Here is a 22,266-nt window from a genome sequence, read left to right as displayed (position 1 = left end):
TCGCACAAGTTGTAATCAATACCTGCCAATTAACGCAAACTATTCAACCGTGACCGACTTTGCAAGATTGCGCGGCTTATCAACATCACAACCACGCAGACGCGCCACATAACGCGCCAAAAGTTGTAAATGAATAATAGCCACGATAGGCACAAGATCCTCTTCGGGACAAGCGGGAATCCAAAGCGTATGCTCACATTGAGCAGCAACTGATTCATCGCCATCTGTTGCAACCGCAATACATGTTGCGCCACGTGCAATAACTTCTTGAATATTTGAAACGGTTTTATCGTGTACATGGTCTTGCGGAACAATTGCAACAACCAAAAAGCCTGGCTCCAAAAGTGCAATTGGACCATGTTTCATTTCACCAGCAGGATAGGCTTCAGCATGGAGATAGCTAAGCTCTTTGAGTTTAAGCGCACCTTCAAACGCCGTGGTTGAATTTGCACCGCGGCCCAAAAACAGCGCGGAATGAGCATTTCTAAATAAAGGAGCGATTTGTTTGTCTTGCCATCTGCGAGAAATGACCTCACGAATAAGATCGCTCAATGCCAAAAGATGCTCAAAATGGGATTGAACGTCGCTATATTCCAAGGTTTTACGGACGTATGCAAGTTGAAGCGCAACAAGCGCACAAGCAACAATTTGTGCCGTATATGCTTTTGTTGAAGCAACGCAAATCTCAGGACCTGCTTGAACGTATACAACACCATCTGCTTCGCGCGCAGCCGATGAGCCCAACACATTGGTAATAGCTATAACTTTGCATCCTAACGCCTTCATTCTTCTTGCTGCGCAAAGCGTATCTGCCGTTTCGCCCGACTGTGTAATGATAATGCAAAGGGTATGATCAGTAATAAGTGGTTCTTTATAGATAAACTCTGAAGCAAATTCACAGCAAACAGGAATTTTTGCCCATGATTCGATGTATTGGCGGGCAATTAAACTTACGTGATACGAGGTACCACAGGCAATCATATAAATTCTGTCTACGGATGCAAGCTCATCGCTCGTCATTGCAAGCTCATCGAGCTTAATACCATCAGGCGTAAGACGACCTTTAAGCAACCGCTCAAGTGCCTCGGGTTGCTCGGCAATCTCTTTTGCCATAAAGTCGGCATAACCACCAAGCGTTGCTGCTGAAGCATCCCAATTGATATCAAGCGTAGTGGGATGTGCAATTTCTATACCGTTATCATCAAATACCGTAATTTCACCTGTTGAGTTAAGACGCGCAAACTGATTGTCTTGGAGCTGAATAACATGCGAAGCAACCGATGCCATAGGTGTAATATCGCTTGCGGCATAGGCACCTTGAGGTGTAGAGGCAAGAACGAGTGGTGATCCTTTGCGAGCAACAACCACTTCGTCTGGTAAATCGGCACATGCAACAGCTATTGCCCAAGTACCTTGCAAACGCTCACATGCATATCTAACGGCGGTAAGCAGATTGCCTTGTGCTGGACCATTATATGCGTCACTTACTAGGTGAGCAATAACTTCAGAATCTGTTTCGCTCCTAAGCGTATGACCTATTTGCGCAAGATACGCTCTTAGTTGGCGGAAGTTTTCTATAATACCGTTATGAACAATGGCAATTCTTCCGCTATCGTCTAAATGAGGATGCGAGTTTTTGTCGGTAGGAGCACCATGTGTTGCCCAGCGTGTATGCGCAATGCCTGTAAATCCATTGAGGTTGGCAAGCTCACTGCGCTCAATGAGCGTTTGCACACGGCCTGCACATTTTACACTGTGAAGCTCTTTATCGTCGGAAACAACCGCAATACCCGCGGAATCATAACCACGGTATTCAAGTGCCTCAAGGCCTTGTAACAAAAAATGTTTTGCTTGTTTTTTTCCAGTAAATCCAACAATTCCGCACATACATCCTCCGAAATAGTCATTAACGCGGGTTTTATACACCGCGTGCGGTGCTTCAAGAGTGCACCGTATGTTGGTCTTTGTGACTTGTGATTACCTATCCTAGCATGAACTACAGTATAATGCATTTTGGTGCATATCATCCATACGGCACAAGGCATTACATAGAATTTTGTATGTTGGTTCTTAGTTTGTTGGTTGTATGTTATGTGCGTAGAAATTTGCTTGTGATGTATCTACTTTGCAATTAACGCTTGTTTGGAAGATTGTGTTTAACACTAGATTTTAGATATTTCGCTCCTTTATACTATGTAAAAAGGACTTATATTCTTACACATGCGTCGAATGACAATATGCATATCCCAACACACGTCTTATGATTTGTTTATGCGTTGCGTTCAGAAAGAAGAAATTTTATGGGAGACAATACCAACAAAAATAAACGTATAGAACATAGCACCACATTAAACAGCGGACATGCTATGCCCTTAATTGGATTAGGCACGTACAAGGCGCATAACGCGATTGATTTAATGCTTAAAGCACTCGATCTTGGATACCGCGCGCTTGATACGGCATGGATGTACCAAAACGAAGCAGAAGTAGGTCAAGCAATTGCTCACACCGATGTAAAGCGTGGAGATCTCTTTGTTGCAACTAAAATATGGCCCAACTATTACGGAGAAGAGCTGGCAAAACGCTCCATTGATCGTTCTCTTAAAGATCTGCGGGTAGATTATCTTGATATGATGTATCTGCATTGGTGGGGTAAAAATGCTTTAGAAACATGGCATGTGTTAGAAGATTATCACGACCAAGGCATTATCAAAAACATCAGTGTAAGCAATTTTAATGAAGTTATGCTTAATGATCTTATGCAGCACGCGCACGTTATGCCAAGTTGTGATCAAATTGAAATTCATCCGTTATGGCCCGAAGAAGCTTTAGTACGTTACCTGCATAAACACAATATTCAGCCAGTTGCATACTGCCCCATTGCACGTGCAAATCCCCAGGTTATGCAAAGCGATATCGTTCAAAGTTGTGCTCAAAAGTACCACAAAACTCCGGTACAGGTGGTGCTACGCTGGCAACTGGATCGTGGTATTGCGGTGATTCCTAAAACTGTACACGAAGCGCGCCTGCCCGAAAATTTAAATGTCTTTGATTTTAAGCTCACCGAAGACGAAATCAAAGGCATTACCTCACTTGGAAGAGCGGATGGAAAGATATCACACCCCATGAACGATGAGGTCTGGCTTAAAGAGTGTATGAATACTCCGCTATAGCATGGCTAAGGTAGAAAAATTGGAATGTGTGCTCAAATATAAATTAGGGTAATAGAAAAAACTCCGTATCCGCTTTGTCAGGTACGGAGTTTATTGTTTTACGTTCAAAAATGCAAACAGGCAACGTATCACCTCTATGACAACTGAGCTTTAAGACAAATGATGCTCAATTTTGCGCGCACGCGACCAAAAAAGAACAAGCACACCCAACACAATAAGTGGCAGTGAAAGACATTGCCCCATCGTAAGCCAATCAGTTCCACATAAGTACCCAAGTTGTGCATCGGGCAGGCGCACAAACTCAACCAAAAAGCGAAACGTGCCATACAGCACCAAAAAAATGCCGATAAACTCCCCTTCATAGCTGCGCTTCTTTGAGTGAGCAAGCGTAAAAAGTACGGTAAAGATAACCAAGCCTTCAAGCACAGCTTCGTACAACTGTGAAGGATGACGATACACAAATCCGCCACCGGTATGAGCAAACATAACACCCCAGGGAAGATCGCAAGCCTTTCCCCATAATTCACCGTTAATGAAGTTAGCGCATCGGCCAAAAAAGAGACCCAGGCAGGTACCGATAACAGCTAAATCGCACACAGTTACAAATGAAATTTTATATACAAAGCGACACATAATATATCCAGCAATAAGCGCACCCAAAAGTCCACCGTGAAAACTCATACCGCCTTGACTGAGAAAAAAAACTTCAAGTGGATGTTCACTGTAATATGAAAACCCATAAAACAGCACATACACTAAACGAGCGCCCACAATCACGCCGATGATACTTGCGTTTACCAACCCCATTACGCGATCAATACCCAAAGGAATCTTCCACGCTTGCGATGTTTTATACATCACAATACCAGCGGAAATAAAACCAGCAATATAGGCAAGCGCGTACCATCTGATAATAAAAGGGCCTATTTGCAAAGCAATAGGATTAAGCGTTTGGTAAAAATCATTTAGCCACATAGCATCTACCACATCATCGAAGGTTCAACTTTTACAACACCAGGAACATGCTCTTTTAAGATACGCTCTACGCCTTCGCTCATATCGTAGGCAGACATCGGGCACCCTGCACACGCGCCAACCATATCAAGCGTTACTACGCCATCATCTGACACGTTAACGAGCACAATATCACCGCCATCAGCCTGCAGACTTTCTCGAATAACGTCGAGCGTTGCTTCAAGAATTTCGCGATTAATAGGAACATGAGCTGGCTTTTCGCTGGGTGTTTCATGCGCTTGAAAGTTATCGAGCTCATGCTGGGCTTCAGGTGAAATATCAGGAGATGAACCTGTGGCAGCCGCTTGGGTATCCGCGGAAGCTTGGGCATCTTCAGCGTGCTCAGAAGCATCATCTTTAACGTCGGCATCACATGCGCGCGCAGCGGCTTCATCTGCCGCAAGCGCACGAGTGCGCGCAGCAGCATCTGCAGCTACGTTATATTCGTTAATTGAAGATTGCTCTAAATCTTTGAAATCATCGCTCTTAAAACCTTCCGTGTACGACGAAAATTGCGAATCATATGTTTCTTCCACGACCGTACCCCTATCACTTATATTGAGCTTGTGTACTTTAAGGTTTCAACACGCACGTACCGATAGCGCACATCTACAAAACCCAAGCTCTGCCACATGGTACATACGTATTGTTAAGTCTTTGTCTACCCTACTTCTTCTACCCTACTTCGTCAAAAAGTCTGCCTGCCGAAAAACCAACCATGCGCGGCTTTGGCTGTTTATGATTATACCCAGCAAGTACGGCATGTTGTACATGATGGATGTATTGTACAATTTGTTCAGTTGACAAAAGCGTGCAATCCACCATGAACATATTCATGCCTGCTTCCATAAGTGCTGGAATGTGAGGCGTTGCATCAAGCGGATGCGCCGAATACAGCCTGCTTCTTCCTTCTAAATCAACGGTAAAGGCATGTTTATCGCCACGCTCAGACTCAAGCCACATGTGCCTTTGACGCAATCGGCACTTAAGACAATTATGAATACACTGGTTTGCCGCCTGTAAAATGCAGTGCTCAGTTGTCATCGTACGAGGCCTTCCTAATACAAGTATACCCGTACACAAAGGTGAGGCTTGGCTTAACCCAATAAGCTCGCGCAGGCTTAATTCAGGCGAAAACCATATAGTACTTGCACCGTATCGCGCAAGTGCCTCAATAGTTGAGGTGTTAAAAACCGGCACACAAGGTCTGATTTCGCTTATTGCACCGCTTTGATGAGCAAGCAAAAGCTCAGACATATTTCCCACCGCACAAGACTTATCGCGCTGTACAAACGAATCATTGCGCACATGATCGCGTTCGCGGCAAACCTCGTCTAACAAAGGAATGGGAACGTGGTGCGCAGGCCATGCTTGATGATGGTGTTTTGCGTACAAAAGCGTATCAACGGTTGCATAAAGCCTGGTTGCGCCAGCTTTAATTGCAGTGTATGCAGCTTCTACCGAAGGCACCAGCGCACAGATAACCGCTCCATAAAAGAGCTGGGAAGACAATTGCTCATGCACGCGGCTATCACGCATGCCCAAGAGCAAATTTTTCTGACGACCATACGCCAGCTCGGTTGCAAGTGCGTCCATAGTAGGCTTTTGAGTAAACGGTAATCCCTTGCGCATGCGACGAAGCGCCTCAGTGCGCGCACGTTGTGACGTGGGCTCCAATAAGGAATGTTGAAGATCCTCAAGTACCTGTTGGCGGAGATGATGAAGCGTTGAGAACGCCATGCCAAGTCCTTCGTCCATATCAATAGAAAAGGATTCGACCTCAAAAGGAGAAGTTCCCACACGTCCTACATGCGCAATAATATCTTCTTTAGTAAGCGCGCGCGTTTTTGCCACCTGCGGCGGATCGCCTGCAAGCGTGGCCACAGCGCGACCATCTGCGGTTTGAGCGCTGATAATAAATTTTTCGTTCAGGTGTGCATATATAGAAAACACAACAGGCAGACGACGTACAAGCACATGACGAGCAGCTTTATCGGCTATATCCATCAATTCTTGAGAACGTATCATACGAACAGGACAGCCCTGCGGAAGAGGACGCGCGGTTTGACAGATAATTGTATCGCCAGCTTGTGCATCATGGGTAACACGCGAAGTCAAAAAATCGCTGTGACCGTCTTCGCGCAATTCTAATAAATCGTCTTTATGAACTTCGCAAGACAATAACACCGTAATTTCTGCCGTTGGCTTATAGCGAAAACGACCTGGTTTATCGGGGCGCGGGCGCTTAAAGACGCCTAAATCACGAGATGAAACAACGCTTCCAACCAATTGACCACGATTATTTGAGCGATCAAAGCTCATCATTTCATTTCCAGAAGTTCCATCTAAATACGCATGAGTAAAGCCGCGGTTAAAACTTCGTTGCAGCAAGTTATGAATGGTTTGTTCTTCTTCATGGCTTAGATCTCTGTGTTCCAAAAGTGCCTGCATACGCATACGATACGCACGAACAACGGCATAAACATACGCAGGACTTTTCATTCTTCCCTCAATTTTAAGCGAGAAAACTCCTGCTTGTGCCATATCCTGTAATTTATCTTGTACGCAATAATCTTTGGGACAAAGAAGATGATCGTTTTTCTTGATTGTGTATACGTGACCTTCGTCATCGTACATACGATAATGCAATCTACACGGCTGAGCACAAAGCCCGCGGTTTGCAGAACGATCGCCGTTAAGTGAACTCAACATGCACAAACCTGAATAACAAAAACATAAGGCACCGTGCCCAAAGCACTCCAAATCAACACCCTCTTTTGAGAGTTTAGTCAATTCGGGCAAACTAAGCTCGCGCGAAAGTGTGACGCGTTGTGCACCGCACGCGCGACAAAATGCAATACCGCGACAATCATGTATGTTTGACTGAGTAGAAATATGACACTCGATATGCGGAAAGCGCCTGCGTACTTCAAACAAAACGCCCCAGTCCTGAATAATAAAAGCATCAGCACCAAGCGTATACGCACGTTCAACCAATGCTAATACGCGCGGAATCTCCTCGGTTCGCATTTCGATGTTAATGGGTACGTACACATGTACGCCTAGAATATGTGCGTCTTTACATGCCTGCTGAAAATCTTCGTCCGAAAAATTATCCGCACTGCGGCGTGCATTAAAATCGCAACCAAGCGCACAGTATATAGCGTCTGCTCCTGCGTATAAAGCTGCATAAAAAGCAGCAGGACTTCCTGCGGGAGCTAAAAGTTCTAAAGGAAACTTAGCTTGTGAGCTGTGAGGTGAACAAACGTGCAACGAAACCCTTTCTTATACGCAACGTGTAAATCTCATGCAACTATACCCAACTCGCACGTTAGCTGTCACTGTTATGCGTATTACTTGATACCTAGATAATTTTTCCAAAACTCAACGGAAGTCATTTCTGGCATAGCTTCTTGATATGCACGCTCAAGCTGAGCTTTATGATCATTATAAAACTTCATATCACGCTTAAACCTATGGTACAACTCACGAAAAGCATGGACATCACGGGTACGAATAGTTCCTGATCCATTAAGACCATTAATGACCAAAAGCGTTGTTCGCTGAGAAATAATTCCTGACGGATATGTCCATCCAGCCGCATCAATAATGGCAGGTTCCGATTTAGAGCGCGCGAGCCACGTAAAACGTTGTCCATTAAACGTAATGAGGTCTATCAGTCTTTGTTTAAGTGAACGCGAAACGTTGTACTCATTGCCAACAGGTGCAACATACGAAGAGCCGTACACATCAGAGAGTGTATAGTTAAGTTTACTTTTAAGCTGTGCTTTAAACTCATTAGCTGGCAGTAAATGCTCAGCTGCTTTATGTGCATACATAAAACGCTCTTCTACGGTACCGGGTTTCATAATATAGCGCGGACCTTTAAGAAAGTCTTCAAAACCTTCAAGTGCCAAACGTGCGTCTTCATAATTAAATTTTCTAAGATCAAGTCCAAAAGCAAGGTCTCTAAAACGAACAACTAACGAATGTCCAGAAGCAATATGGGTTGTACACTGCGTAATAAAAGAATTCCGAGTAGTTTGATAGCGCTCTACTGCTGCATTATATTTTGCATTGAATCCCATATGCCATACAGCAATACCATTCATACTGATAAACTTTGGACGAACACGCAAAGAATATTCGATGTCATCAAATCGTACAAATAACGGCAAAGGTAAGCCAAAGCGTTTAATAGAAGAGACTGGTATGACACAGTACCACCAACCAGCATAACAATGCTTGTTATCAGCGATGTGTTTGATTTCCTGGTGTGAACAAGCCACATCGTTGCGTACAATGTTTTGGAAATAAGCCATGGAAACTGGTTCTTTAAGAGGAAGACATTGACCTACTTCGGTCATATGACCCACATCTTCCCAACGCGTGTCCATGGCATCCAAACACATCATAGCACCGCTGATAAATGCATCACGATAGGTATCGCGCACCAGAGAAAGCACTGCATAGGTACGCATAATGCTTTCGGGGCAAACGCTCACATCATCATCCATAAGAAGTACATGAGTGGCTGGCATGTCTTGACGCATTGCCTCGATCATACCTCGTGCATATCCGCCAGAACCGCCTGCATTAGGATTAGGATGAAGAACAATACCTGCGCATTCAACATCGCTTGCTTTAAGCGTGCGTCCATTATCAACAATGTGCATAGAAAAGTGCTTGGCGATAGGCTCTGATGAAGCCAGAATGTAATCACGCACCATATGCGCATTTTTTATGATAAAGGATTCTTTTTTGAACGTTGTTGTACATAAAGCCAGTTCAGGAGTACAAACATGCTCAGGCGCAACTGATGTATAGTAATAACAGTTACGAATCATGGCATCAGAAGTTGTTGTTATTTTAAATCCACATACCACTACATCTTTATCAAGTTCATATGCAATGTCTTGCGTCTGCCATTCATCGGTTGTACCGCCAATTTCATAAGATGTCTGATACGTTTGAGCATGATCGTCATAAGCTTTTGCGTAGGTAAGCTGAATTTTTGCGGGAGCGCCCAAAAATTCTACGTGTAAGAAAAATTGCTGAGCATAGGTATAGGTAGCCCACTTCTGCACAGAACATGCGTTCATAAACGACGTAAAATCATATGTTGCACCGCCCAACAGCTTTGCTTGATACATGTCAACAGGCTGCAAAGACGCTGTTGAGAAACAGTAAAGCGTGGGAAACTGATAAAAACGCTGCGAATTTTCGAATATAACATGTGCAAGCGTGCAATTCTGCATAGAATCTTCCAATCAACGATCAACACTCAATAATTAACACCCAACAAAAATCTATATAAGCTTTGCCCAGCTACGCTTACCAAATTGCAAAACTGTACCCGCGTGTAAGCGCTCATGAGAAATGTTATACGACTTAGGCGCAACAGCTTTTCCATCGATTTTTACGCCACCACCATCAATACGCCTGCGTGCCTCGCTTGACGTAGGTGCCAGTTTGCAATCAACCATAAGTTTTGCTAAATACACCATTCCATCGTCACTAACATCTATAAGAGAGGTAGAAAACTCAGGAATATCATCGGGGACCTCATGATGTTTAAACTGAGCATCAAACTGATTTTGTGCAGCTAGCCCTGCACCTTCTCCGTGATAAAGCGTTACGATGTTTACGGCCAAAGCGCGCTTTAACGCATACGGATCGGCTGTTTTATTCTTAAACTGCTCATCTACCGCATCAATTTCTTCCAAAGAAAATGTTGAACATAGACGGTAATACGAAGCAATAAGCTCGTCGGGGATAGACATGAGCTTGCCAAACATATCATCTGCAGAATCGGTGAGTCCAACATAATTGCCATAGCTTTTAGACATCTTTTTAGTACCATCGGTACCAACCAACAGCGGCATAGTAAGTGCAACCTGCGGCTCCATACCTTCGGCACGCATAAGATCTCTACCTGCTAAAAGGTTAAAAATCTGATCATTACCGCCCATTTCTACATCGGCGTGAACAACAACCGAATCGTATGCTTGCAAAACAGGATAAATAAACTCATGGAGTGAAATTGACTGGTTATTGGTATAACGATTGTGAAAATCTTCGCGCTCTAATATGCGAGCTACATTAAACTTGCTCATCAGTCCAAGCATTTTGCTAAGGTCAAGAGGCTTAAGCCATTCGCCGTTATGAACGATTTTGGTCTTTTGAGGATCGAGAATCTTCATAGCCTGTTCAACATAGGTAGCTGCATTTTTTTCAACTGCCTCTTCGGTAAGAGGAGGACGCGTAGAATCTCTACCCGAAGGATCGCCAATAAGAGCTGTACCGTTTCCAATGATAAGAACCACATTGTGTCCTAAATCCTGAAACTGTCGCATTTTACGCAAAGGTACAGCATGGCCTAAATGAAGATCGGGAGATGTGGGATCTACACCAAGTTTAACGGTTAAAGGTTCTTGACGACTGAGTTTTGCTTTAAGCTCATCAACGGGAACAATTTGCATAGTACCCGAAGTAATAACCTTAAGCTGTTCTTCTACTGACACCAACGCTCTGTCCTCCATGTATACGTTAGATTATATGTTGAGCACCGCTAGTTGTGGAGCTTACGTAGTACCTCTATGATGCAGCTGTAAATAATAAGACACATACAAGGTATTTCTTTACACTGTATCATGTTTTACACAGGTGAAGCACATGGTATAAGAAAATCTATATAGTACACATGTTCGTAAACTATTTGTTATTCTTGGTAAAGACCCAAGAATTAGTCAATTTAAGCTACATATCAATTATAATGGTTGTATTACTGACTCTGTAAGGAGGATACATGGGCGTAAGAACCCGTAGAGCACGACAACACAGTAAAACTCATGCTGTTAAATTTGGAATAGCCGGTGCCTTTGGTTTTATGGCATTATTTGGTATTGCACTTGCATTTTCGTTAAGCTCTCTTATTTCTTCATGGCTCGAAGACCTTCCCGATTATGCTTCCGCAGATGCCTATGTAGTAGGTGAACCCACTACCGTTTATGCGGCAGATCATTCGGTGATTGCAGAATTTTATTTACAAAACAGAAGAAGCGTTAATAAAGATCAAATTTCTCCTTACGTACTTAAAGCTATTGTAGATACCGAAGATAGCCGTTTTTATAAACACAATGGTGTTGATCCTCAAGGTATTGTTCGTGCTGTTGTAAAAACCGCGCGCGGCGGATCTGAAGGCGCATCAACCATCACTCAACAGCTTGTTCGTAATACAGTTTTATCAAAAGAACAGTTTGAACAAACCATACGCCGTAAAGTTCGTGAAGCATACATTTCCATTCAGATGGAAAAAATGTACACCAAAGACCAAATTCTTAATATGTACTTAAATACCATCTATTTTGGTCATGGTGCCTATGGCATTCAAGCAGCCGCTATTACATATTTTAATAAAGATGCTAAAGATTTAACACTCGCAGAAAGTGCAACGCTTGCAGGATTGCCGCAAGCTCCATCCTCTTATGATCCGCTGGTTAATCCCGATAATGCCGTTGCGCGTAGAAACATCGTACTGCAGCGTATGCTTACATCAGGCGATATTACACAAGATGAATGTGACGCAGCAACAGCCGAACCACTACAAGTAAATGCTGGTAAGTTTAGTGATAGTAAAGGTCGCTATCCTTATTTTTCTGATTATATCAAGCAGCTTCTCCTTGCCGATTTTGATAAAAATACGGTTATGCAAGGCGGTTTAAAGGTTTATACAACGCTTGACCCTGCTATTCAAGATAAAGCACAACAGGCAACAGATAAAAGACTTAAGTTAATTGGTAATAAACGACTCGAAGCAGCGCTTGTAGCTGTTGAGCCTCAAACTGGTCATATTAAAGCTATGATCGGTGGAAAAGATTACAATACCAATCAGTTTAATCTCGCAACACAAGCATATCGACAAACCGGTTCTTCGTTCAAAACATTTACGCTTGCATGTGCCATTAATAATGGTATGAGCCCACAAACACGCGTCAACTGTAATTCGCCAATTCAGATATCTCCCTTGTGGACACTGGGTAACTTTGGCAACCAAAGTTTTGGAACTATTAGCATAGAGCACGCTTTTGCAGTCTCTTCTAACACAGGCTTTGTTCAAGTGGCTCAAACACTGGGAAATAATAACGTTGCAGACATGGCACATAATTTAGGAGTTCACGCAAAACTCGATGCATACGATTCTATGACCCTTGGTGTAGATGGTGTACCAGTTATTCAAATGGCAGAGGCATATGCAACAATTGCAGCTGGAGGTCAACATCGCGATGCCATTGCAATTACAAAAATCGAAGATAGAAATGGCAATACCGTATATGAACACAAAGATGCACCCAGCCAAGTAATTTCTCCCGAAGTTGCGCGTGCAACCATTGATGTAATGAAAGGCGTTTGTAAAGCGGGCGGAACTGCAAGTCAACTTGCTGGTAGCGTAAGAATCAAACAACCTATTGCAGGGAAAACAGGAACCTCCCAAGAATGTCGTGATTTGTGGTTCTGCGGAATTACCCCTAATTTATCGGTTGCTATTTGGTTTGGGTATATCGAAGAAGTACCCGTACGTGTAGGCGGTGGATTAGGTCACCCCTACAATACTGCTGTTCCTTTATTTGGTGATTTTATAAATCTAGCTCTCGGAGATGCAGGAGTCGCCGATTTTCCAGATGCAACGGGAACTATAAACTTTAAGCCTAATGACTCATGGACCTTTAAGTTTACCTCTGCCGATGCAAATACAGCACAAACAGATACACTTGAAACACTTGAAACTGAAGAAACTCAAGAACAGCAAACCCAAACTCAGCACGAAAATCACAATCAAAATGCAAACACTCACGAGCACAATTCAGGCGGTGAAAACCCTAACCAACCAGGAAACGAAAATCCCAACCCACCAAGGCCTCGTCCAAATCCAAGTCCAAGTCCTAATCCGCCAAGTCCTAATCCAGGCGGTGGAGGCAATCCAGGTGGACATAATGGTGGCCAAAGCCCCAACGAACATTAACTTTGCATCTACAACATACCCCCTTGCACATATACATATGCAAGGGGGATATTTCTATTCAAAAGGCATGATCTTTAACGATGTAAAGTATTGATACAAGAGAAACCACAGGCGTTATAACAAGCGCTGAATAGTTAGTCTTTAGAACAAATCTTACATGATGCCGATGCACCTATGCGGGAAGCACCTGCTTCTATCATGGCGCGCGCCTCATCTGCCGAATGGATACCGCCAGCAGCTTTTACTTCAAGTGCGTCCCCAACCGTTTTCTTCATCAACGCTACATCGGCGACTCGTGCGCCATAGGCAGAAAAGCCCGTGCTCGTTTTAACAAACGCAGCACCCGCATTACGTGCACACATGCAACCTTGTACAATTTCGTCCGACGTTAAAAGACAGCATTCTAAAATCACCTTAACAGGTAACTGGGCAGCGTCTACAACCGCTTTAATATCTGCTATACATTCGTCGTAGGCTTTATCTTTAAGCAACCCAATATTAATAACCATATCGATCTCGGTTGCACCATTATGTGCTGCTTCGCGAGCTTCATATGCTTTTGCCTGAGAAGTCATAGCACCCAAAGGAAAACCAATGCAAGCACTAATTCCAACGTTACTCCCCTGCAAGAGCTGTGCTGCATATGAGACCCAGCAACCATTAATTGCAACCGTCTTAAACGAATAACTTACCGCTTCGTTGCATAATCGTTCAATATCGCGCTTTGTAGCATTGGGAGCCAAACAAGTGTGGTCAATAAAGCGGTTAAGTTCCATAGCATACCTTTCTTATAAAAATTAATACATATATCCATGTAGATATTTATCCGCACAGTATTACTGCATGCAACTGACTGCATAGGTGCTCTCAACGTTTTGTTGTGAGGTAGCAAACTATTGGAATATATCAACGGAAGCACATCAACAAGCATATCAGTTGCGCGTATGCGTACACATAAAGCCTATGTTTGCGCACGTTCAATACGTGAGACTTAGCTATGAGACATTCACAGCCTCTACGACAAGGCACTTACGGTATAGAGCTTTGAAATTTTATCAACAAGTTGATTTTGCTCCCACGTAGCATCCGTAGCTTTTTTGCTAGCAGGATCATACAAAGAGACCGTGGAATTCTTATTAACGCGCGCAACAACCGCCCAATGTTGGTATGGAGACGTAGCACCCTCTTTTAAGCAAACAAGCGCAAGCTTTTTGTCTCCATCACAAGAGAGTTTTAAGTTGTCTAACGAAACACTATATTCTTTGATTGATAAACCGGCTTCTTTTGCGTGCTGCGTAAAAAATTCGCCACGTGTACCACAAGTATCATCTGCATACTCATGTGCTTGTTCGGCAAAATCTACAGGCGTTTGCGACCCATCACCCAAAAGCATGGCACGAATCATATACCACGATACCAAACCCGAGCCATCAGTAGCTATAGTTCCTTGACCATACGAGGTGCTTCCCCACAAACCATCCCAGGTGTAACAGGTAGGCATACTACCTTGTTCTGGTGAAATGTCTGAAGCAGGTGCAGTTATGCTGCTGTCTAGTATACTTCTTACAAAGGGAGCAGCCTCTTGTTCGCGTAGTGCAAGCTCGGGTAAACGCTCATCACGGTATGAGTGGGCATGTGCTGCAATCCATGTAATATTATCGGCATAATTCAGAACGTCTGTAAACTGACGCGTAAGATTTTGCGACGTTTGCGCCTCAACACGAGAATCAAGCTCGTTCGTTTGAGAAGAAGTTGTGTCTTGGCGAGTGCACCCGTGTATACATCCACTTACACAATTGGCAAGGCACAGCAAAAGCACAACACAAATAACTCCTGATATGCCCATGAGAAGATATGCAACCGCGTCATCAGAAAGCTTGCCAAAAAGCCTATACTTTCGTCGAGAGCGATCAAAATGGCGTAAAGTTAGACCAGCATCTGTACCTCGAATGGTACGATAATTACGATGACTTTTATACGGAGAAAAACGCTGGCGTTTGCCTGGCTCACTCATGTTGTTACCACGATCAGAATGTGAGGTAGCAGACGTGCGAGAAAGCATTTTCCCACGACGAGAAGACCCAATGCCTCGTGTGCGAGAACCTTGTAAAAATGCCATAAGCAATGCCTCCCCGTACGTTATTTCAGACAGTCAGCAATCATGGTCGGAGCATCCATATAGCTTAAGTTTAGCGTATTTAAAAGTAATATCAAATATTCCTTGAGAGATACGTGCGCACTTGGTATATTAAGCGTTGAAGTTAGTGTCTAAGTTAGCGTCTAAGTTAGGTGAGTTGAGGCAACAAAGTTAAGTTTGTCATCTATCCTCAACGCCGAACATAGTATGTTTATCCTATCGCGTATGCATAGCGTTTGCAGTTCGCTGTCATAAATGATGCGTAAAAAATAGCGTAGTACATTTTACCCTCCAATATTAACAAAAGGTAACAATTATTGACATTTTAGTCATTGTTTCGTATTTTTAAGGAGGTAAATACTCACTTCATCTACAAAAAGGTTTACACATACCAATTTTGATAGTTCCACGGCATGAGAGAGCCGAAGTATGTGTGAAAAAGGATATGGTGAGTAATTAAAGGAATGCTCAACATGTTCGGAGGATTACATGGTCAAGCGGCGGAACAATCGACAAGACGCCATACGTGATGTTGTTCGTGGCCAGTCGATTCGTACACAAAAAGCTCTGGTAGATCAGCTGCAGGCGCTTGGTTTTAATTGCACGCAAGCAACGGTTTCTCGTGATATTGCCGATATGGGCTTGCGTAAGCTTCAAGAAGGTATTTACGTCCTTGCCGAAGATCTCCATTTGCAACGCATGGTGTCAGAATTTGTTACCAATATTGATCAAGCAGGTAACTTAATAGTTATCCATTCACAACCAGGCACTGCGCCTGGTGTTGCTGCTGCAGTTGACGCGGCATCGCTTCCAGAAATTAAAGGCTCTGTTGCAGGTAATGACACTGTATTAGTGGTAGCAGATGACATGGAAGCCGCCGAAGATTTTGTTTCGCTCATCAATAAGCTGCGCAATTCTACGCTTATGAAATAAGAAGCCTACACAAAGCAGGCGTTTACAGTCCAAAAGCTACAAATAGAATCAGCATAAAATACGTGCTCAAACTCTTATAAGTCTGAGCACGTTTTTATTGAACATCACATATGGCACGTAACACGTTTACTACACTTGCACTACTTTTACATCTTAATAAGAACCAGCATAGCACGCCTTACGAAGCAAACATTTTACGCAAACAGCTCGTCAATCGTAGAAGACAGCTCGTCTTGCAGACGCAGCGCATCCTCGCGTGTAGAACCATAGGTAAAGATGTATGCTTTGATCTTTGGCTCGGTACCAGAAGGACGAATAATAAGCTTATTTTTGCCTTCTAAGTTAAATTCAAGAACGTTTGCGTGTGGCAACAGCTGACTTGACTCTTTCTGCAACCCAGAAATACGCTGCATTTCACAATCGGTAAGGTAATCTACCATAGACTCTACGCGTAAACCACCAAACTCACAAGGAGCTGCTGTACGGAGCTTATTCATAATAGCAACGATCTTTTGAGCTCCAGCTTCGCCCATAAATGCCGCACTCACCGTTTTGTTAAGGTAATAACCATAGCGTTGATAAAGCTTATCCATAGCTTCGTATAAGTCTAAGCCCAGCTCAGCATAATAGCTTGCCATTTCAACACAGAGCATCGTGGCAGTAATAGCGTCTTTATCGCGCGCATGAGTTCCTGCAAGATAGCCGTATGACTCCTCAAAACCAAACAAGAAACGATCTTGTTCGCCTTTATCGGTTAACTGATCTACCTGCTCGCCAATATATTTAAAACCGGTTAACACGCGTCTGAGCTCAAAGCCCCATTTTTCTGCAAGCGCACAACTCATATCAGAAGAAACGATAGACGACACGCATACTTTAGAAGCAACATCTTCGCCTTGCTCGCGCGCCATGCGAGCACGCCAATCCATAAGCAAAACGCCCATTTCGTTACCAGAAAGCAGCACGTAATCGCCATTATGAGGAATGGCGGTACCCATACGATCAGCATCGGGGTCGGTTGCAACCAACAGATTTGGCTTAACTTTATCGGCTAATTGTAAACCTAAATTCCAAGTCTTTCTAAATTCGGGGTTAGGATAGGTGCAAGTTGGGAAATTACCGTCTGGAAATTCCTGCTCGGGAACAATGGTTACATCTTCTACGCCAAGCTTCTTTAAGATACGAGTAACACATTCTCTACCAGTACCATTAAGCGGCGTATACACAACTTTATAACCATCAGAAGCCTTAAAGCCCTCAACAGAAGTTTTCATAACGTTTTCGATAAACGAATCAAGCACTTCTTCAGGCGTCCACTCAATAAGTCCACGCTCAAGACCTTCGTCAAAGCTGATGAGTTTTGCTCCGCCAAAAACGGGAGTTTTTGCAATAGATGCCGAAATCTCGGCAGCGCATTCATTGGCAATTTGACCGCCGTTATCGTTATACACTTTATAGCCGTTATAAATTGCTGGATTATGAGAAGCGGTAATAACAATACCAGCCGACGTGTGAAGATGACGAACAGCAAACGAAAGCGCAGGTACCGGCTCTATACGTGGATACACATACACATGAATACCGTTAGCCGCCAAAACACGAGCTGCAATATTTTGGAAATCCTCGCCCTTTAAACGAGAATCGCGACCAATAGCCACGCTGGGATTATCAAAATGAGCGTTGAGATAATCTGCAACTCCCTGTGTTGCCTGAGCTACCACATAAACATTCATACGATTGGTACCAACACCAAGCGTTCCGCGCAAACCAGCAGTACCAAATTCAAGACAACGATAAAATGCATCGTTGAGTTTTTCTTGGGAATCTGCATCTAAAAGGCTTTGTAACTCTTGACGCAAATCTTCATCTTCTACATGTTTACGCCACAGCTCAATGCGCTCTTGAGTTTGTGAATCCATCAAAATCTCCTTGGTTTTAGTTGAAAGAAAAAAATTACACACAAAACCATCATAGGTAACATTACGACAGATGTAAAGACGAAAACAAACGCTTTCATATTGCATGAAGATTATAGACCGCGTAAGCTGGGTATACATGCGTGTACTACAGCGAATAAGCTTTATGTGTGTACTACGCAGATAGCTACGAACCATCATCTATTGCTTAATTTTTAAGCATGCAAACATACACGGCGTCTTGTACAAGCTTGGCAGCGTTATATTTTTAGGATGTATAAAGCGTATTACAACATGTTATGACGTGCGCGCGTGCAAATATCCTCTATGCTAGATAGAAACGTTATATATTACAAAGCAAAAACATTAAGAATCGGTGTCCTCTTACGTTATCTAAGTACCATAGCACAACCATTTAAAGGAGCAATCTAACACATGAGTAATCAGCCAGTTGCAGATCAAATGGAGTTTTTTGCAAGCTGTCCTTTGGGATTTGAACAGCTGTTAAGTCGCGAATTGCGAAGCATTGCTCCGGTAAAAACACGCCCGTTGCAAGGACGTGTACAGTTTTTTTCGACACTTAAAGATGCTTACACTATATGTCTTTATACGCGCTTAGCGTCGCGTATTGTGTATGTTATCAAACATATCGATGCAACAGACGCACAAACACTTTACCAACAAGCAGCGGAAATTCCCTGGTGGGAGCATATAGATCGTGGTACGACCTGTGCAATTGACGCTCATGGTACCAATGAAAACCTCAGCAATTCTATATTTAGTGCGCAAAAGGTAAAAGACGCTCTATGCGATGCATGTATAAAAACGCAAGGATGGCGTCCATCTATTGACACACATCACCCCGACGTAATGATTTCGTTACGCATTGCAAAAAACCGCGCAACACTCGGCATTGATTTAAGTGGTGAGCCACTTTTTAAGCGCGGCTGGGAAGCCCAAAAGAGCACGCAACACCATCTTGCATTTTTGCGCCCTGATTATGCAGCTGCTCTGTTAAGCCAAAGCAGCTGGTACAGCTGTGTTCGACATGAACATGCAACACTGGTATGTGCATATCCTCAAAGTGGAACGCTCTGCATTGAAGCTGTAGAACAAGCGCTACATCTTGCATGTGGTCGTAATCGTATACATTGGGGATTTTTAAAGTGGAAAGGTCACCAGCCCGATATATGGGAAAACATTATCGAACAATCAAAAAAAGACGAGCAACGCTATCAAAATCATAGGTGCACTCTGGTTTTATACGATGACACAGCCACTCAACGTAAAAGTATACAAACTATACGTTTTATGCTCTCACGTGCGCATGTATCAGCTTCACGCGTAAATTTTGAAACTGTTGATTTTGACGAATTTATACAACGATATACAAAGTTTTCACAAGGTCAAAGCATTGCAAATAACTCAAACGCACCTCACGTTGCAAGCAACGCATCTGCAACCGCGTTTATATTCAACGCAAGCCAAACAGATGTAAGCTCAACTGCCGTATGTGCTGATAGAGTGAGTAAACTTATTCGAGCAGCACAGGCAACCTGTAAGGAAGATGAGCCGACTAAAAATTCTTCTGAGACGCTTAAACGCAGTTTAACGGTAAGCATTCCTGATGAGTTAGCACACGAAGCTGGCGATGCTTTACTTGCTCAAACGTGCACCACGCGCCTGGGTACGCAAACCGTGCTGTTTGGTAATCTACGTCCTGCCGCGCGTGAATTGTATTCTTGTGAGCTTGGCGGTACCTGGTCACAAGGACGTATACAAGACATTACGATATTTGATAAAGGCGCGGCTCAATTTGCTGCGCGGTTTAAGAAAACGCTCAAGCAGCGCGGGTCTTGGGCAAAACGCGAAGATGTCAGTTGCTACCGCGTCTACGATGCAGATCTCCCCGATTTTGCCTGTTCAATAGATATGTTTAATGCGTATCAACCGCGCACCACAAAGACCGCAACGCAAGATGGATCGGCGCAGCGTTGGCTTAATATTTCTGAATATAAAGCACCAAAAGTTATCGATCCCGTGAAAGCCAAGCTCAGACTCTATGATACGTTGCATATTGCATCGCTGATACTCCAAACCAAACCCGAAGATGTATTCGTTCACACCAGAATGCAGGCAAAAGGTGGATCGCAATATCATATGCCACAGACAAGCAATATTCGTAAAACCGCACATACGCGCGATGCAAGCACAACGGCTTTGCGCAACGCAAGCGCATCGCCTTTGCGCAAATCAAGCATGCCCGAAGGATCTCATCTTATCGAAGAAGGCGGCTTGATTTTTGAAGTTAATTTTACCGCACGCCATGACTGCGGAATTTTTCTTGACTTTAGAGAAGTAAGAAACCGCGTGCGCGAGATGGCGAAAGCAATGAAAGGCTCCAAACGCTTTTTGAATCTGTTTGCCTATACTGCAACATCTACCTGCTATGCTGCCGATGGAGGCGCAAACTATACCACAACAGTTGACATGAGCGCGCCAACGCTTCAATGGGCACAGCGTAACATGGAGCGAAACGGATTTAAAGGCAATCAACATGAATACATTCGTGCGGATGTACTTACGTGGATACAGGATATGCGTCATAGCAAAAACAGATGGGATCTTATTTTGTGTGATGTTCCCACGTTTTCAAATTCAAATAAAATGCATGGAAAAACATGGGATGTTGCGCGCGATCATGTTGAGTTAATTATTACACTTTCTCGTCTTTTAACACGAGATGGAAAAGCCCTGTTTTGCTGCAATCTTAAGCACTTTACGCTCAACAAAGAAGCGCTTGGCAAAGCAGGCGTTGTCATACACGATATTACCGCGGATACCATTCCTTTTGATTTTGCGCGTACGCAAAATGTACACCATGCGTATATCGTAACTCGCGGCTAAAGTTGCGACCAAGGTCGTGGCTAAAGTCGTGACCGAGGTCGTCGCTAAAGTTGTAAGAGAAGAACAGCCATAGAACATCTGATAGATATTTTGAAACAACTTGGAATTTCTCCATCTTCAACAATTCAGATGTTTTATAGCTCGATTGTCGAAAGTAAGCTGCTAGAAATCATCTTCATATATTCACTACTTAAGTAAAAGTTAATAATCTCTTTATTTTTAATGTTATATTTCTTTTAAAAATTTTAAAGCTAAATACAACTTGCCAAGATCATGGTTGGCACTATGGAGCCCTTTAACTTCATAAGAACTCTCATTTAAGACATCTCCTGCTTCAAGAAAAGTATAAAGCTCAAGCCCATAGAAAGAACAAGCTGCTTGAATACCTGCAAGCTCCATCTCTACGGCTATACATCCATCAGCTTTTCTCTTTGCAACAAGTCCACGAGTTTCACGTATTATAACATCTGTAGTCCAGACCTTTCCTTTAGTATAGGGAGCGTTTTCTTTGATAAAAAATTTTTCTACCTTATCATGGTTTTTAATTTCAAGGTAATCCGAAGGAGCTGCATAATAATAAGATGTTCCTTCACCTCTATAAGCTTCTGTAGGTATAATGTACTTGCCAAAAGTCTTTTCTTTATCGAGGCTTCCACAAGATCCAAACATAATAAATTTATGTGCACCAGTAATCCAATTAACTTCTACACAATCTGTTGAAGCAAGAGCTGACCCCATCATAGTAAGGTAGAAGGCAAATTCCTGACCTTCAAAAGTGCTTTTATATACGGGTCTTGAACCATTAACGGATTCTATAGTACCAATTTTTTGACATTCAAAGTTATCAAGTAAATAATCGATTATAATTTTTGAAAATATTATCAAACATTTTTCTGTTAAATATTTTCTTTCTTTGTAAAAGTCTTTTAGGCTTATAACAGGCTCTGTATTGTTATCATAACTATCTATTATCATAATTTAACGCCTTAATTTCTAGTATCTATCCAATACCTTTGCATAGCCTTTTCTTCTTTCGCTAGGTCTTATCCCATTGCCTATATGACCGCCTTCTTTCAAAAGCGACTCATTCAGATAGTGTCTCATATCTACAGCTTTCAAAAGCCTGTCTCTTTCTGCATCTAAAATAATCAGCTGTTCTCACAG

14 protein-coding genes are annotated in these 22,266 nt (G+C 43.0%); 4 read left to right on the top strand and 10 right to left on the bottom strand.

The features are described from left to right. Window positions 1-39: 39 nt before the first annotated feature. Complete coding sequence (gene glmS, locus HMPREF0091_RS04735) at window positions 40-1,887, bottom strand: glutamine--fructose-6-phosphate transaminase (isomerizing) (RefSeq protein WP_006303154.1); 1,848 nt, start codon at window positions 1,885-1,887, stop codon at window positions 40-42. A gap of 413 nt (window positions 1,888-2,300) precedes the next feature. Between glmS and HMPREF0091_RS04730 the strand changes: the two genes are divergently transcribed. Beyond that, the gene (locus tag HMPREF0091_RS04730) at window positions 2,301-3,173 is read left to right on the top strand and encodes an aldo/keto reductase (protein ID WP_006303152.1); all 873 of its coding nucleotides are present in this window, start codon (window positions 2,301-2,303) and stop codon (window positions 3,171-3,173) included. Window positions 3,174-3,323: 150 nt separating this feature from the next. Here HMPREF0091_RS04730 and lgt read toward each other — a convergent pair whose 3' ends face one another. From lgt to tyrS, 5 genes are all read right to left on the bottom strand, one after another. Next, window positions 3,324-4,148: a prolipoprotein diacylglyceryl transferase gene (gene lgt / locus HMPREF0091_RS04725; RefSeq protein WP_029575193.1), complete on the bottom strand. Its 825-nt coding sequence runs from the start codon at window positions 4,146-4,148 to the stop codon at window positions 3,324-3,326. A 5-nt stretch (window positions 4,149-4,153) separates the two neighbouring features. Beyond that, on the bottom strand, window positions 4,154-4,387 hold the full coding sequence (locus tag HMPREF0091_RS06335) for a NifU family protein (protein ID WP_029575192.1): 234 nt from the start codon (window positions 4,385-4,387) through the stop codon (window positions 4,154-4,156). 475 nt (window positions 4,388-4,862) lie between these two features. Beyond that, complete coding sequence (locus HMPREF0091_RS04715) at window positions 4,863-7,460, bottom strand: U32 family peptidase (protein ID WP_006303149.1); 2,598 nt, start codon at window positions 7,458-7,460, stop codon at window positions 4,863-4,865. Between the two features lie 80 nt (window positions 7,461-7,540). Beyond that, a complete protein-coding gene (locus tag HMPREF0091_RS04710) occupies window positions 7,541-9,445 on the bottom strand; it encodes a glycosyltransferase family protein (RefSeq protein ID WP_006303148.1) in 1,905 nt (634 codons plus the stop codon). Window positions 9,446-9,496: 51 nt separating this feature from the next. Beyond that, on the bottom strand, window positions 9,497-10,729 hold the full coding sequence (tyrS, locus tag HMPREF0091_RS04705) for a tyrosine--tRNA ligase (protein WP_006303147.1): 1,233 nt from the start codon (window positions 10,727-10,729) through the stop codon (window positions 9,497-9,499). A 266-nt stretch (window positions 10,730-10,995) separates the two neighbouring features. Between tyrS and HMPREF0091_RS04700 the strand changes: the two genes are divergently transcribed. Continuing rightward, the gene (locus HMPREF0091_RS04700; RefSeq protein WP_006303146.1) at window positions 10,996-13,209 is read left to right on the top strand and encodes a transglycosylase domain-containing protein; all 2,214 of its coding nucleotides are present in this window, start codon (window positions 10,996-10,998) and stop codon (window positions 13,207-13,209) included. 134 nt (window positions 13,210-13,343) lie between these two features. On the opposite strand, the gene deoC is transcribed toward HMPREF0091_RS04700, so the two are convergent. After that, a complete protein-coding gene (deoC, locus tag HMPREF0091_RS04695) occupies window positions 13,344-13,985 on the bottom strand; it encodes a deoxyribose-phosphate aldolase (RefSeq protein WP_006303144.1) in 642 nt (213 codons plus the stop codon). Window positions 13,986-14,224: 239 nt separating this feature from the next. Then, window positions 14,225-15,328 (bottom strand): hypothetical protein, encoded by a 1,104-nt coding sequence (locus tag HMPREF0091_RS04690; protein WP_010242076.1) that lies wholly within the window; start codon window positions 15,326-15,328, stop codon window positions 14,225-14,227. 507 nt (window positions 15,329-15,835) lie between these two features. On the opposite strand from HMPREF0091_RS04690, the gene HMPREF0091_RS04685 reads away from it, so the two are divergent. Continuing rightward, complete coding sequence (locus tag HMPREF0091_RS04685; RefSeq protein ID WP_006303142.1) at window positions 15,836-16,279, top strand: arginine repressor; 444 nt, start codon at window positions 15,836-15,838, stop codon at window positions 16,277-16,279. Between the two features lie 194 nt (window positions 16,280-16,473). On the opposite strand, the gene HMPREF0091_RS04680 is transcribed toward HMPREF0091_RS04685, so the two are convergent. Then, a complete protein-coding gene (locus tag HMPREF0091_RS04680; RefSeq protein WP_029575190.1) occupies window positions 16,474-18,198 on the bottom strand; it encodes a phospho-sugar mutase in 1,725 nt (574 codons plus the stop codon). Window positions 18,199-18,630: 432 nt separating this feature from the next. Here HMPREF0091_RS04680 and rlmKL point away from each other — a divergent pair, with 432 nt between their 5' ends. Further along, on the top strand, window positions 18,631-21,102 hold the full coding sequence (gene rlmKL, locus HMPREF0091_RS04675) for a bifunctional 23S rRNA (guanine(2069)-N(7))-methyltransferase RlmK/23S rRNA (guanine(2445)-N(2))-methyltransferase RlmL (protein ID WP_006303140.1): 2,472 nt from the start codon (window positions 18,631-18,633) through the stop codon (window positions 21,100-21,102). 225 nt (window positions 21,103-21,327) lie between these two features. Here rlmKL and HMPREF0091_RS04670 read toward each other — a convergent pair whose 3' ends face one another. Beyond that, on the bottom strand, window positions 21,328-22,077 hold the full coding sequence (locus HMPREF0091_RS04670) for a nucleoside phosphorylase (protein WP_006303139.1): 750 nt from the start codon (window positions 22,075-22,077) through the stop codon (window positions 21,328-21,330). Window positions 22,078-22,266 lie beyond the last annotated feature (189 nt).

This window comes from Fannyhessea vaginae DSM 15829 (genome assembly GCF_000159235.2).
Lineage (GTDB): Bacteria > Actinomycetota > Coriobacteriia > Coriobacteriales > Atopobiaceae > Fannyhessea > Fannyhessea vaginae.
This window is presented reverse-complemented; position numbering and strand designations above follow the sequence as displayed.